At 58.5% G+C, this 13,085-nt stretch carries 14 protein-coding genes; 12 read left to right on the top strand and 2 right to left on the bottom strand.

Going from position 1 to position 13,085, the window contains the following annotated elements; genetic code table 11:
- Window positions 1–211: 211 nt before the first annotated feature.
- Together ACZAHD_RS05815 and ACZAHD_RS05810 are read right to left on the bottom strand one after the other, a co-directional pair.
- The gene (locus ACZAHD_RS05815) at window positions 212–655 is read right to left on the bottom strand and encodes a FosA family fosfomycin resistance glutathione transferase (protein ID WP_462455932.1); all 444 of its coding nucleotides are present in this window, start codon (window positions 653–655) and stop codon (window positions 212–214) included.
- Window positions 649–1,557: a LysR family transcriptional regulator gene (locus ACZAHD_RS05810; RefSeq protein ID WP_462455931.1), complete on the bottom strand. Its 909-nt coding sequence runs from the start codon at window positions 1,555–1,557 to the stop codon at window positions 649–651. Before ACZAHD_RS05810 ends, ACZAHD_RS05815 begins: the two co-directional genes overlap by 7 nt.
- 87 nt (window positions 1,558–1,644) lie before the next feature.
- Here ACZAHD_RS05810 and ACZAHD_RS05805 point away from each other — a divergent pair, with 87 nt between their 5' ends.
- From ACZAHD_RS05805 to ACZAHD_RS05750, 12 genes are all read left to right on the top strand, one after another.
- Complete coding sequence (locus tag ACZAHD_RS05805; RefSeq protein ID WP_462455930.1) at window positions 1,645–2,427, top strand: NAD(P)H-dependent oxidoreductase; 783 nt, start codon at window positions 1,645–1,647, stop codon at window positions 2,425–2,427.
- Window positions 2,428–2,574: 147 nt separating this feature from the next.
- Window positions 2,575–3,153, top strand: coding sequence for a TetR/AcrR family transcriptional regulator (locus ACZAHD_RS05800; RefSeq protein WP_462455929.1), 579 nt, complete (start codon window positions 2,575–2,577; stop codon window positions 3,151–3,153).
- A 133-nt stretch (window positions 3,154–3,286) separates the two neighbouring features.
- Window positions 3,287–4,099 (top strand): winged helix-turn-helix domain-containing protein, encoded by an 813-nt coding sequence (locus tag ACZAHD_RS05795; protein WP_462455928.1) that lies wholly within the window; start codon window positions 3,287–3,289, stop codon window positions 4,097–4,099.
- Entirely contained in the window at window positions 4,096–4,614 is a 519-nt protein-coding gene (locus tag ACZAHD_RS05790; RefSeq protein ID WP_462455927.1) for a FidL-like protein, read from the top strand. The genes ACZAHD_RS05795 and ACZAHD_RS05790 overlap by 4 nt, the downstream gene beginning before the upstream one ends.
- A gap of 406 nt (window positions 4,615–5,020) precedes the next feature.
- Window positions 5,021–5,299: a BMC domain-containing protein gene (locus ACZAHD_RS05785; protein WP_010634659.1), complete on the top strand. Its 279-nt coding sequence runs from the start codon at window positions 5,021–5,023 to the stop codon at window positions 5,297–5,299.
- A 16-nt stretch (window positions 5,300–5,315) separates the two neighbouring features.
- A complete protein-coding gene (locus ACZAHD_RS05780) occupies window positions 5,316–5,600 on the top strand; it encodes a BMC domain-containing protein (RefSeq protein WP_004857488.1) in 285 nt (94 codons plus the stop codon).
- A 14-nt stretch (window positions 5,601–5,614) separates the two neighbouring features.
- The gene (locus ACZAHD_RS05775) at window positions 5,615–5,893 is read left to right on the top strand and encodes a BMC domain-containing protein (protein ID WP_015585230.1); all 279 of its coding nucleotides are present in this window, start codon (window positions 5,615–5,617) and stop codon (window positions 5,891–5,893) included.
- A 53-nt stretch (window positions 5,894–5,946) separates the two neighbouring features.
- Window positions 5,947–7,551 carry an acetaldehyde dehydrogenase (acetylating) gene (locus ACZAHD_RS05770; protein ID WP_462455926.1) on the top strand — a complete coding sequence of 535 codons (1,605 nt, stop codon included), beginning with the start codon at window positions 5,947–5,949 and terminating at the stop codon, window positions 7,549–7,551.
- 26 nt (window positions 7,552–7,577) lie between these two features.
- Window positions 7,578–7,835 carry a EutN/CcmL family microcompartment protein gene (locus ACZAHD_RS05765; protein ID WP_462455925.1) on the top strand — a complete coding sequence of 86 codons (258 nt, stop codon included), beginning with the start codon at window positions 7,578–7,580 and terminating at the stop codon, window positions 7,833–7,835.
- A 15-nt stretch (window positions 7,836–7,850) separates the two neighbouring features.
- Window positions 7,851–8,993, top strand: a complete 1,143-nt coding sequence (locus ACZAHD_RS05760) for a 1-propanol dehydrogenase PduQ (protein WP_462455924.1) — start codon at window positions 7,851–7,853, stop codon at window positions 8,991–8,993.
- Between the two features lie 134 nt (window positions 8,994–9,127).
- A complete protein-coding gene (gene cutC, locus ACZAHD_RS05755; protein WP_462455923.1) occupies window positions 9,128–12,514 on the top strand; it encodes a choline trimethylamine-lyase in 3,387 nt (1,128 codons plus the stop codon).
- Window positions 12,515–12,570: 56 nt separating this feature from the next.
- A partial coding sequence (locus ACZAHD_RS05750; protein ID WP_462455922.1) for a glycyl-radical enzyme activating protein occupies window positions 12,571–13,085 on the top strand: 515 nt, incomplete at its 3' end.

Below are 13,085 nucleotides of genomic sequence, written 5' to 3'. Positions count from 1 at the left end.
GATAATACTCTCAACATTGGAAAAAACTTCACATTTTTAAAGCAGGAATTGTAAAGGATGCCCCCAGCTCGCGCTGTGCTTAGCCGGGCTACAGGTTACCCAGCCGTCTGCGGGCCGGTAGCCCGGACAAGGCGCGTCAAGCGCCGCCTCCGGGAAACCGCGCGCAATGCCGCTTCAGACTGTTTTCCCGGCGGAGCTGCGCTTAGCCGGGCTACGGGTTCCCGGCCGTCTGTTCGTCCTCGCCAAAAAACACCATACCTTTATAGGGCTTCGCCCGGCACGCCGCCAGGCGCTGGGCGAGACTGCCGACATGCAGCTCCAGCTTGTGGCCGTCCGGGTCGAGGAAATAGTGCGACGCGCCTTCGCTTTTGTTGGTTTTCCAAACAGGAACGCCAGCCGCATTCAGACGCCCGACAACAAGCGCGAAATCCTCTTCCGCAATGCTGAACGCGTAGTGGGTGTAGTCGCTCTCCTCCGGCGAAATGACGCGCCGCTGCGGGTCCAGCGACAGGCACAGCCAGAGGTCGCCGCAGGAAAAATATGCGCCGTTATCCCAGCGGGCGTGCAGCGTCATCCCCGGAAGCTGCTGATAAAACGCCACGCTCGGCACCAGCTGGCTGACCGCCAGGGTCAGATGGTTTAATCCGCTTAACATGGCTCCTCCTCTAATGACATCACGATTTGCTGACGCAGCCACCGGTGCGCCGGGTCGCGGTGCCAGCGCTCGTGCCACAGCATCAGCATCTCAAACCCGGCGACCGCCAGCGGCGGTTCAACCACCATCAGCCCCTCAGCTCCGCGCACCAGCCGCTCCGGCAGCACCGCCACCAGCTCGCTATTGCGCAGCGTCTCCAGCATAAACAGGAAATGTGGCACGGAAAGGACAACCCGCCGCGCCAGCCCGAGATTTGCCAGCGCGCTATCGGTCGCGGCGCTGAATCCTCCGCCATCAGGCGAGACAATCACCTGCTCCAGCTGGCAGAACTGCGCCAGGCTTAACGCCGACCGCAGCGCCGGGTGCCCCGCTCTACCCGCCAGCACGTAGCGTTCGCGGAACAGCAAACGCTGATGCAGCCCGAGTGGCGCGCCGTCGCGCGTGTGAAAAAACAGATCGACCTCATCACGATCCGCCTGCTGAACCAGCCGCGCGGGCTGTAGCTCAAACAGCGCCAGGCGGCTGGCTGGAGAGGCGATGCGCAGGGTATTGAGTACCGGCAGCAAAATCGCCGACGCCATATAGTCCGTCGCCGCCACCCGCCAGGTCTGCGCCGCCGTGGCCGGGTCGAAGGGCTGAACCGGCGCTACCGCCAGCTCCAGCGCCAGCAGCGCATCGCGCAGCGGCCCGCGCAGTTCATCAGCGCGGGCGGTGGGCTGCATTCCGCGCGGCCCCGGTAGCAGCAGCGGGTCGGCGAAAATCTCCCGTAGTCTTGCCAACTGCACGCTGACCGAAGGCTGCGACAGGTTGAGGCGCTTCGCCGCGCGGGTGACGTTATTTTCGCTGAGCAGGACGTTCAGCGTGCGCAGCAAATTGAGATCCAGCCCCTGGAGATTAATCATTACTATACCTGTCATTGAAGCAATTCATTTCTACTATAGCATCGTCGACTCTACTCTGCAGCTCTCCATTGCTCAGAGGTGATTTCAATGAAAATATTACTGGTTTACGCCCATCCGGAACCGCGTTCGCTTAACGGCGCGCTGAAAGATTTTGCCGTGCAGCATCTGCAAAACGCCGGTCATGACGTGCAGGTGTCCGATCTCTACGCCATGCGCTGGAAGGCGGGATTTGATGCCGATGACAGCAGCGCCCCGCCGGTCGGTGAAAGCTGGCGGGCAACGCGGGATTCGCAGTATGCCTTCGCTAACGACACGCAAAGCGCGGATATCATGGGCGAACAAGAGAAGCTGCTGTGGGCCGATACGGTGATTTTTCAGTTCCCGCTGTGGTGGTTTTCGCTGCCCGCCATCATGAAGGGCTGGATTGACCGGGTCTACGCTTACGGGTTTGCCTACGGCGTCGGCGAGCACAGCGAAACCCACTGGGGCGATCGCTACGGCGAAGGTACGTTCGCGGGGAAACGGGCGATGCTGATCGTTACCGCCGGCGGATGGGCGGAACACTACGCGCCGCGCGGAATTAACGGGTCTATCGACGATATCCTGTTCCCCATTCAGCACGGGATGCTGTTCTATCCCGGCTTTGACGTCCTGCCGCCGGTGGTGTTCTACCGCACCGACAAACTCGATGCACAGCGCTTCGCCGCGCTGCGCGATGCGCTGGCCCGGCGACTGGATACTCTCTCTGAAACGCCGCCCATTCCCTTCCGTCGTCAGAACTACGGCGACTATCTGATCCCCTCTCTGAACCTGCGCCCGGAGCTGGCGCCAGGCGAAAACGGCCTCGCTATCCACGTGAAGCCGATGTGAATCTCGGTGGGTGATATTCGCGGCTCGGCGAATATCACCACAATTCATAAGGTGAACTGTGAGCCTCCGCGCAATAACAACATTCCACCGCTGTACACCCCCTCTCACATTGATAGCGATCAAGAATAATCATACCGTCTGGTCGGTATGATTCGGGCCATGAATACAGAAGCCCAGCACCGCAAAAAAGATCCTGCACGCCTGCATCAACAGTTGCTGGAGTCGGCGGCAATGATTGCCGGACGGGATGGCATCGCGTCGCTCTCGTTGAATGCCGTCGCGCGTGAGGCAGGCGTCAGTAAAGGTGGATTGCTGCACCATTTCCCCAGCAAGCAGGCGCTCATTTTTGCGCTATTCGCCCGTCTGCTGGCGATTATGGAAGAGGCTATTTCGGGACTGATGGCGGCCGATAATGTCTCTTATGGCCGTTTTACCCGCGCCTACCTGCACTATCTCTCTGACCTGACGGATACCCACGAAAGCCGCCAACTGATGGTGTTGTCCCTGGCGATGCCGGATGAGCCGGTACTGAGAAAATGCTGGCGAGACTGGATGTTGGGGCATCTGGCACAGGGCGATGCGCTGGATAATAGCCACACCGGCACCCTGGTGCGCTATGCCGCGGACGGTATCTGGCTGTCGGAACTGACGGAGGGGCGCACCATGAGCGCCGACCACCGGCAATCGCTGGTGCGCGATCTGACGCGGATGACGCTTCCGGCATAATGCCGAAAAAGCCTGCCCGGTCAGGCGTAATGGATGGTTGCAGGCCGTCTGGAGCCCCCGGATATAACATGAACTCCCAGGACCAGACTGACAAATAAAATAGCCTCATGTAGGCTCTTAGATTGAGGCCGCGATGCGCTACAACATCAATGCCCGTCTCATTTATGATGCAACGGACGGCACACTCACCCTACCGGGAAGCAGCGAACCGGACAGCCAGCTGTCTATCACCGCCAGCGCGCTGCTCTACTATTTCCTGCGCCATACCAATGTTATCAGCCGCGATGAGGTACTGAAAAAAGTCTGGGACGACAATGGGCTAACCTCATCCAACAGCAACCTCAACCAGTATCTGAGCATGCTGCGCAAAACCTTCCGTCATTACGATATCGAGAATATTATTGTCACGGTGTCGCGCGGCATGCTGCAGCTCAACCCCGAATTAACCATCGCCATCATTGACGACCTACCGGAGGCAACGCCCGCCCCCGAGACGAAAGTCGCGCCGGGGCAGGAGTCCGTGCCCCCGCAAGATATCACCGAGGGGCCCCCCGCCCCCTCCGGGCATACACGGGGTAGTTGCTGGTATATGGCCGGCGCCAGCCTGCTGGCCATCGCTCTGCTGCTGCTGGCATTTACTTTCGTCGGCGGCCGCGAATCCCGTCCCATTACCCTAACGAAGATGACCCACAGCCAGTGCGAACTGCTGGCCAGTGACGAGATGCTGCGCTCGGTCTCCGCCACCGCCTACGGTAAGCATTTTGATGAGGTACGCCAGCGGCTGAAGCTAATGTGTAAACCCGGCGAGCGCTTCGTCTTCTTCTATGGCGACAGGCTGGAAACCAACGGGCTGGGCCGGGTGTTCCTCGCCCACTGCGCCATGCATGAAGATAACCCGTTCAGCTACTGCGATAACTATTTCTACTACTCATGGAAGCCGCAATGAGACTCGCACCTCGCCCCTTCTTCGTCCTCTCTACGCTGGTATTTATCGTCGCGGCCGGGGTCAGCGCCTGGAAACTGCTGCCCGTTGAAAAAGAGGGGGTGATGAGTTGCTCGACCAAAGCCATCATGCGTTTTGAAAACATGGAGAAAGAGAACGTCAACGGCAATATTCATTTTAATTTTGCCGCCAACGGCAAAGGCTCCATGGTCGTCGAGGGCTATACCGACTCTGCGGCTGGCTGGCTCTATCTGCAGCGCTACGTCAAGTTTAACTGGACCAGCCAACGCATCTCATCTACCGAACGCCACTACCGCATCAACAAGTGGGAATCCAGCGCCTCGTCAATCGATGAGTCCCCGGACATTATTTTTGCCTACTTTATGCGTGAAATGTCCGACAGCCACGATGGCCTGTTTCTCAACGCCCAGAAGCTTAACGAGAAAGCGATTCTGCTGAGTTCCATCAACTCCCCGCTCTATGTCTGCACCCTGAAATCCGGTAGTCAGTTCGATTAACCCCATTCCCCCGCTTTCCAGGTATCACCCTCGCCGAGAAACCGCACTTTTTGCATTTATCTGGCGGCCAAAAACATGACAAAACCCACACTTAACAGATGGATATATTACCCCGTATCCGCAATAAATTAGCACCCCGTTAACATTCCTCCCTGCGCGTCTCAACGCGCTAAAAACCGCCCGCGGCAACGCCAAATTCAGCACGGCCACCCAGCACAAACCGATAAATCATTGGCTATAAAAGACTAAATTACAGAGTAAAAATCTAAAAACAAAACTCTCACGGATTTAAATTTCACTCCATCTTCATTTCCCTATAGTGGATTTCGAACGCCGCTGCCGCGTGTTGACGCCGTTACGCGGACGGTTTTCCCGAATCATAAAACCTGTTCTGGAGGAGATCACAATGGGTGATGCATTGGGGCTTATTGAAACCAAAGGCCTGGTGGCCTGCATTGAAGCAGCGGATGCGATGTGCAAATCCGCCAACGTCGAGCTCATTAGCTATGAAAACATCGGCTCCGGGCTGGTGACCGTCATGGTGAAGGGCGATGTCGGCGCAGTGAAAGCGGCGGTGGATTCCGGTGTGGAATCGGCGCAGCGCATTGGGGAAGTGGTGACCTCGCTGGTTATCGCCCGTCCGCATAACGACATCAACAAAATCGTCATTAAACACAAGGCTTAAGGCCGGGAGAACGCAAATGGGTGATGCATTAGGTCTGATTGAAACCAAAGGGCTGGTGGCTTGTATCGAAGCGGCGGATGCGATGTGTAAAGCCGCCAACGTCGAGCTGATTGGCTATGAAAACGTTGGCTCCGGCCTCGTCACCGCAATGGTGAAAGGTGACGTCGGCGCAGTGAAAGCGGCGGTGGATTCCGGTGTGGAATCGGCGCAACGCATTGGGGAAGTGGTGACCTCGCTGGTTATCGCCCGTCCGCATAACGACATCAACAAGATCGTCGCACATTACAAAGTGACGGAATAACGGGAGACAACATGATGAAAGAAGCGCTAGGGCTTATCGAAACCAAAGGGCTGGTGGCCTGTATTGAAGCTGCCGATGCGATGTGTAAAGCCGCCAACGTCGAGCTGATTGGCTATGAAAACGTCGGCTCGGGGCTGGTCACCGCGATGGTGAAAGGCGACGTCGGCGCGGTCAATGCGGCCGTTGACTCCGGCGTGGAAGCGGCAAAACGCATCGGGGAAGTAGTGACCTCTCGCGTCATTGCGCGTCCGCATAACGATATCGAAAAAATCGCGTCGCAGCATAAAGCCTGACCTGACAGGGCGCGCCCCGTCGCCACTCTTTTAGTCTGATGAAGGATAGACTCATGATTGAACTGGATAACGATTTGCAGTCCCGCCAGAACGCGCGGGAACTGGTGCGTAGCGCCAAAAAGGCCCAGGCGATTCTGGCCACCTTTTCGCAGCAACAAATCGACGCCATCGTGAAAAACGTGGCCCAGGAAGCCGCGCACCACGCCGAAGCGCTGGCGAAAATGGCTGCGGAAGAGACCGGATTTGGCAACTGGCAGGATAAAGTGCTAAAGAACCGTTTCGCTTCGCTGCGCGTTTACGACGCCATCAAAGATATGAAGACCGTCGGCATCATTCATGACGATCCGCTAAAAAAAGTGATGGACGTGGGCGTGCCGCTGGGCGTGATTTGTGCGCTGGTCCCGTCGACCAATCCCACCTCTACCGTGATCTACAAAACGCTGATTGCCCTGAAAGCCGGTAACGCGATTATCTTCTCCCCGCATCCGGGCGCGCGTCAATGTAGCTGGAAGGCGATTGAGATCGTCAAGCGCGCCGCCGAAGCAGCAGGCGCACCGGCGGGCAGCGTCGATGCCATTAGACAACTGACCCTCGAAGCCACTTCAGAACTGATGCACAGCAAAGACGTCTCGCTGATTCTGGCGACCGGCGGCGAAGGTATGGTTCGCGCAGCCTACGCTTCCGGCACGCCGACCATTAGCGGCGGCCCGGGAAACGGACCGGCCTTTATCGAGCGCAGCGCCGATATTCATCACGCGGTGAAAGATATTATCACCAGCAAAACCTTCGATAATGGCGTGATCTGCGCCTCCGAGCAGTCAATCATCGTCGAACGCTGCATTTATAACGATGTGCATCGTGAACTCGAAGCCCAGGGCGCCTACTTCATGAATGAAGGTGAGGCGGCCAAAATGGCGGCTCTGCTGCTGCGCCCGAACGGCACCATCAACCCGAAAGTGGTGGGTAAAACCGCGCTGTATCTCAGCCAGCTTGCCGGTTTCAGCGTTCCGGCCAGCACCAAAGTGCTGATCGCCGAGCAAACCACCGTCTCTCACCAGAACCCTTACTCCCGCGAAAAACTGTGCCCGGTGCTCGGCCTGTATGTCGAGGAGGACTGGAAAGCCGCCTGCCATCGTGTGATGGAGCTGCTGACTAACGAAGGCCTCGGCCATACGCTGGTGATCCATACCCGTAATCAGGATGTCATTCGCCAGTTTTGCCTCGAAAAACCGGTTAACCGCATTTTGATTAACACTCCGGCGGCGCTGGGCGGCATCGGCGCAACCACTAATATTACCCCGGCGCTGACGCTCGGTTGCGGCGCGGTTGGCGGCGGTTCCAGCTCCGATAACGTCGGCCCAATGAACCTGCTCAACATCCGCCGGGTTGGCTACGGCGTACGTTCTATTGATCAGCTGCGTACCCCGGGCAGTCGCCCTGAACCGCAGCCGACCATTGTCACGCCCGCAGATAACCCGCAGCGCAGCATTCTTGAGGACGTGCGCTTCACCGCGCCAGGCTCCGCTTCCAGCGTCCCCGCCAGCGGCGGCGCTGGAGCAGATAACCGCTTTGCGGTCGCCGCCGAAGCGGAAGGCGAGCTCAACGAGCAAAATGTGGAACGCATCATCCGCCAGGTGATTGAGCGCTTAGGCCAGTAATGCATTGAAATAAGGCGATAAAAACGATGATTCTCGCAAAGGTAGTCGGACATGTCGTCGCCACGCAGAAATGCGCTGAGCTACGCGGCAGTAACCTGCTGCTGATCGTCAAACTGGACGATAACCAGCACCCCATGAAGGACCAGACCTGGGTCGCCGTCGATAGCGTCGGCGCCGGCATGCACGACATCGTCCTGGCTGAAGAGTATTTCGCGCTCAACGCCGAGCGCTACAAAGCCATGTCGGTGGTCGCCATTGTTGAGAACGTGTTTCGGGACGCTTAAGGAGTGAATAACCCAATGAGTGAATTTTTGCTGAAACCCCGGATCCGCTTTGGTCAGGACGCGCTAGCGGTTCTGGGCGAGCTTCCCGCCCGTAACGTCCTGCTGGTGACCGACAAGGCGATGGTCAAATTTGGTCTCGCCGAACGGGTTACTGGCCCGTGGCGCCAGCACGGGATCGCCTTCCAGGTCTGGGATGACGTGGTGGCGGATCCGGATATCGCCACTATCGTACGCGGGATGAAGGTGATGGATGCCTGCTATCCGGATCTGGTGGTGGCGCTGGGCGGCGGCTCGGTCATTGACGCGGCCAAAGCGGTTATTTTCGCCCTGGCGCAGACCCGTCCACAGGCCGGGCGCCCGCGTCCCTGCTTCGTGGCGATCCCGACCACCAGCGGTACCGGTTCCGAAGTGACCGCCTTTTCGGTGGTCAAGGCGCATGCCGAAAAACTGGTGCTGGTGGATCCGACGCTGCTGCCGGATATCGCCATTCTCGACCCGGCGCTGGTGGCCTCGGTACCGCCGGCGATCACTGCCGATACCGGAATGGACGTGCTGTGTCATGCGCTGGAGGCCTATGTATCCCGCGCCGCCAGCGACTTTTCCGATGCGCTGGCTGAAAAAGTCGTGCAGCAGGTTTTCCGCTATCTGCCCACCTGCTGGCGCAGCGGCGACAATCTGCTGGCTCGTGAAAAGATGCACAACGCCTCCTGCATGTCGGGCATGGCCTTCACCAACGCCTCCCTCGGCATCACCCACAGTCTGGCCCATGCGCTTGGCGGCGTGTTTCGCGTCCCCCACGGCCGCGCGAACGCCCTGCTGATGGCGGAAGTTGTAGCCTGGAACGCCGACGTCCATGGCCAGTGCGACAACCACGCTGCGCAGAAATATGCCCGTCTGGCGCATCTGCTGGATCTCCCTGCCGCCACGCCGCGCCAGGGCGTCGCCAGCCTGCTGGTCGCCATCCAGACCTTAAAAGAAGAGATAAGCATGCCGACCGGCATTCGCGACACCGGCATTGAAGCGCCTGAATTCGAGCGTCGTTTGCCGGAGATGGTCGGCCAGGCGCTGCGCGACAGCTGTACCCCAACCAACCCGCGCACGCCGGACACCAACGCTTTGACCGAGCTTTATCGCCGCGCCTGGAGCGGCAGCCGGTAATTGCCCGGCTGCACTTACGCGGGCCGACAAGGGGCCGAATGGTGGGCCGAGCCGCCACCCGGCAGAAACACAGACACAGGACTCACCGCAGGGTTGCTCTCAGCCGCGGAAAAAGAACATCTGGAGAATACTACATGGCACACTACAGCTTAACGCCGCGCGTCAACGTGCTGGCTAAACGTTTACTCTCACAAAAAAGCACCCTGTGCAGCGAACATGCCGCCACGTTGAACGCCCTTGATGGCGATATCGCGGGCATTCCCACCGCCGTCAAACCGGCGCGCCGTTTCTATGAACTGATGCGCCAGCTACCGCTGTGCATCAGCCCCGATGAGCTCATTGTCGGTGACCAGACCCGCAAACCACACGGGGCAATCTTTCACGATGACAGCGCCGCGCATCGTCCATCGGCGTTCCGCTTTCTGAATCTCAGCAACGAGCTGGACTCCCCGGATTACCGACTGATCGTCGAGAAAGGCGTGCTGGCGCTTAAACACCAGTTGGAAGAGAAAACCCGCAGCCTGGGTAGTGCCGTCAGCCGCAGTGGTATGGATGAAGTCAACGGCTGCCGAGCCGCCATTTACGCCTGCGACGCCCTCCTCGCCCTGGCACAGAATCTGGCCACCAGCGCCGAAACGCTCGCGGCGGCAGAAACCAACCCGCACCGCCAGGCCGAACTGCGGGAGAGCGCGGCGATTCTGCATCACGTTCCGGCCCACCCGGCACGTAACTTCAAAGAGGCCTGCCAGGCATTTTATCTGTTTCAGCTGGCGCTGCAGTTGGACAACGGCAGCTACGCGGTAAACCCGGAAGGTGCTGATAAGGCTCTGCTGCCGTGGTATCAGTGCGACATCGCCAACGGCACCCTGACGCCGCAACAGGCCTATGACATCGTTGAGTGCCTGTGGTTCAAGCTGGCACAGCTGAGCGAAGTCCGCGCTACCTACGCTGTCGATGGTTATCCGATGTTTGACGCCCTGCTGCACGGAGCCAGCCTTGAGAACGCGCGTATTAACGAACTCTCCGCCATGTTCCTCAGCGCGCAGCAAAACCTGAGCGCGCTCAATCTACCGGTACGTCTGTTCCGTGGCGAACAAAAGGTCTCCGCCATGCCGTTTGCCGCCTGTAGCGAAACGCCCCCGGCAGAAGGGCTGACCCCGCGCATGCAGCGCCTGCGCGACCACTACCTGACGGTGCGCCCGAGCGTCTCTATCTACCGCGCGCTGGCCTTTACCGAAGTCGTGAAAGCGAATCCGGGTATGCCGACAATTCTGCTGCGCGCCAAGGCCTTCCGCCACGCCTGTGAAACCGCGCCGATTCTGATTCAGGACGATGAACTGATCGTCGGCCATCCGTGCGGTAAGCCACGTGCAGGGGCCTTCTCGCCCGATATCGCCTGGCGCTGGGTGCGCGACGAGCTCGATACCATGAGCACCCGTCCACAGGATCCGTTTGAGATCAGCGAAGAAGATAAGCAAACCATCCGCGAAGAGATCGTGCCGTTCTGGGAAGGCCGCTCGCTGGATGAGATCTGTGAAGCCCAGTACCGCGAAGCGGGCGTGTGGGCGTTCAGCGGCGAAACCTTCGTCAGCGACCTCTCCTACCACCAGATCAACGGCGGCGGCGACACCTGCCCGGGCTACGACGTGCTGCTGTTTACCAAAGGGATGAACGGCATTAAAGCCGACGCCGAGGCGCACCTTGCCAGCCTGAGCATGGAAAACCCGCAAGATATCGACCGTATTTACTACTACAAGGCGGCGATTGAAACCTGCGAAGGGGTGATTAACTACGCGCATCGCATCGCCGCGCGCGCCCGTGAACTGGCCGCTATTGAGCAAAACGCCCAGCGTCGCACTGAACTGCTGACTATCGCCGAAGTGAACCAGAACGTCCCGGCGAACCCACCGAAAACCCTGCAGGAAGCGTTGCAAAGCATCTGGACCGTGGAATCGCTGTTTGAAATCGAAGAGAACCAGACTGGCCTGTCGCTGGGGCGCGTGGACCAGTACTGCTACCCGATGTTCGAAGCCGATATTCGCGAAGGCCGCCTGACTCACGAAGCCGCCCTGGAGCTGCTGCAGGCGTTTATCATCAAGTGCGCCGAGCTGATGTGGATGTCCAGCGAGCTGGGGGCGAAATACTTCGCCGGTTATCAGCCGTTTATCAATCTGACCGTCGGCGGTCAGAAGCGCTCCGGCGGCGACGCCTGTAACGATCTGACCTATCTGATTATGGACGCCGTACGCTTTGTGAAAGTTTACCAACCGTCGCTGGCCTGCCGTATTCACAACCAGTCGCCGCAGAAGTATATGGAAAAAATCGTCGATGTGGTGAAAGCGGGAATGGGCTTCCCGGCCTGCCACTTCGATGACTCCCATATCAAGATGATGCTGCGTAAGGGCTTCGATTTCGAAGACGCCCGTGACTACTGCTTGATGGGCTGCGTCGAACCGCAGAAATCCGGCCGCATCTATCAGTGGACCTCCACCGGCTACACCCAGTGGCCGATTGCCATTGAGTTCGTCTTAAACCGCGGCCGGATGGTGCTGTTTGACAGCTACCAGGGGCTGGATACCGGCGATCTGCGCGATCTGCACACCTTCGAAGCGTTTGACGCGGCGGTGAAAAAACAGATTGCCCATATCGTACGTCTGTCGGCGATTGGCACGGTGATCAGCCAGCGCGTGCACCGTGACGTGGCGCCGAAACCGTTGATGTCGCTGCTGGTGGAAGGCTGCATGGAGAGCGGCAAAGACGTCGCCGCCGGCGGCGCGATGATCAACCATGGACCGGGGCTGATCTTCTCCGGTCTGGCGACCTATGTCGATTCAATGGCGGCGATTCGTAAGCTGGTGTTCGAAGATAAGAAATACACCCTCGAGCAGATACGCGACGCAATGCTGGCGAACTTTGAAGGCTTTGAGGCCCTACGCCGCGACTGCCTGAACGCGCCGAAATACGGTAACGACGATAACTACGTTGACCAGTATGCGCTGGATATCACTGAGTGGACCGAGCGCGAGTGCCGCAAGTACAAAATGCTCTACTCCACGCTGAGCCACGGCACTCTCTCTATCTCTAACAACACGCCGATTGGCGAGCTGACCAACGCCACGCCGAACGGCCGTCTGGCGTGGATGCCGCTCTCCGACGGTATCAGCCCGACGCAGGGGGCAGATAAGCAGGGTCCAACCGCTATCATCAAGTCGGTGAGCAAGATGAACGTGGAGACCATGAATATCGGCATGGTGCATAACTTCAAGTTCCTCAAAGGGTTGCTGGACACGCCTGAGGGGCGCCATGGTCTGATTACCCTGCTGCGCACGGCGTCGATTCTCGGCAACGGCCAGATGCAGTTTAGCTACGTCGATAACGAAGTACTGAAAAAAGCCCAGCAGGAACCGGAAAAATATCGCGACCTGATCGTCCGCGTCGCCGGCTACAGCGCCTACTTCGTTGAGCTGTGCAAAGAAGTACAGGACGAAATTATCAGCCGTACGGTGATTGAGAAGTTCTGATAAAGACACGGACGTTTTTGGACACGGATGTCCCGATCGTTTTACTGGAGGTATGTGTGAGCGCAAAACAAGAATTAACCGGCCGAATCTTCAATATTCAGAAATATTCGATCTACGACGGCGACGGGATTCGCACGCTGGTTTTTTTCAAAGGCTGCAATATACGCTGCCCATGGTGCGCGAACCCGGAGGGGTTGAATAGCCAGTTCCAGGTGATGTTCTCGCACGACAAATGCATTAACTGCGGCGACTGCGTCAACGTCTGCCCGGCGGGTATTCACTATCGCGCGGAAGAGAACGGCGAAATGAAGCACTTCGTCAACCGCAACAAAGACTGTATCGGCTGCCGCAAGTGCGAAGAAATCTGTACTCAGAACGCGCTGGATATTATGGGCAAAGATGTCACCGTCGGCGAGCTGATGGAGATCATCATGCAAGATTATGACTTCTACATCGCTTCCGGCGGCGGCGTAACCATCGGCGGCGGCGAAATGAGCCTGCAGACCGATTTCGCCGTGGCGCTGTTCAGCGAATGCAAAAAGATGATGCTCAATACCGCCATCGAAACCCA

Origin of the sequence: Raoultella sp. (genome assembly GCF_039594335.1) — a bacterium.
Taxonomy (GTDB): domain Bacteria; phylum Pseudomonadota; class Gammaproteobacteria; order Enterobacterales; family Enterobacteriaceae; genus Klebsiella.
The sequence above is the reverse complement of the archived record's forward strand: the minus strand, read 5'-3'. Positions and strand labels throughout refer to the sequence as shown.

Excerpts from the sequence above, each read along its gene's own strand:
- ACZAHD_RS05815 (WP_462455932.1), bottom strand. The coding sequence starts at position 655 with ATGTTAAGCGGATTAAACCATCTGACCCTGGCGGTCAGCCAGCTGGTG.
- ACZAHD_RS05810 (WP_462455931.1), bottom strand. The coding sequence starts at position 1,557 with ATGATTAATCTCCAGGGGCTGGATCTCAATTTGCTGCGCACGCTGAAC.
- ACZAHD_RS05805 (WP_462455930.1), top strand. The coding sequence starts at position 1,645 with ATGAAAATATTACTGGTTTACGCCCATCCGGAACCGCGTTCGCTTAAC.
- ACZAHD_RS05800 (WP_462455929.1), top strand. The coding sequence starts at position 2,575 with ATGATTCGGGCCATGAATACAGAAGCCCAGCACCGCAAAAAAGATCCT.
- ACZAHD_RS05795 (WP_462455928.1), top strand. The coding sequence starts at position 3,287 with ATGCGCTACAACATCAATGCCCGTCTCATTTATGATGCAACGGACGGC.
- ACZAHD_RS05790 (WP_462455927.1), top strand. The coding sequence starts at position 4,096 with ATGAGACTCGCACCTCGCCCCTTCTTCGTCCTCTCTACGCTGGTATTT.
- ACZAHD_RS05785 (WP_010634659.1), top strand. The coding sequence starts at position 5,021 with ATGGGTGATGCATTGGGGCTTATTGAAACCAAAGGCCTGGTGGCCTGC.
- ACZAHD_RS05780 (WP_004857488.1), top strand. The coding sequence starts at position 5,316 with ATGGGTGATGCATTAGGTCTGATTGAAACCAAAGGGCTGGTGGCTTGT.
- ACZAHD_RS05775 (WP_015585230.1), top strand. The coding sequence starts at position 5,615 with ATGAAAGAAGCGCTAGGGCTTATCGAAACCAAAGGGCTGGTGGCCTGT.
- ACZAHD_RS05770 (WP_462455926.1), top strand. The coding sequence starts at position 5,947 with ATGATTGAACTGGATAACGATTTGCAGTCCCGCCAGAACGCGCGGGAA.
- ACZAHD_RS05765 (WP_462455925.1), top strand. The coding sequence starts at position 7,578 with ATGATTCTCGCAAAGGTAGTCGGACATGTCGTCGCCACGCAGAAATGC.
- ACZAHD_RS05760 (WP_462455924.1), top strand. The coding sequence starts at position 7,851 with ATGAGTGAATTTTTGCTGAAACCCCGGATCCGCTTTGGTCAGGACGCG.
- cutC (WP_462455923.1), top strand. The coding sequence starts at position 9,128 with ATGGCACACTACAGCTTAACGCCGCGCGTCAACGTGCTGGCTAAACGT.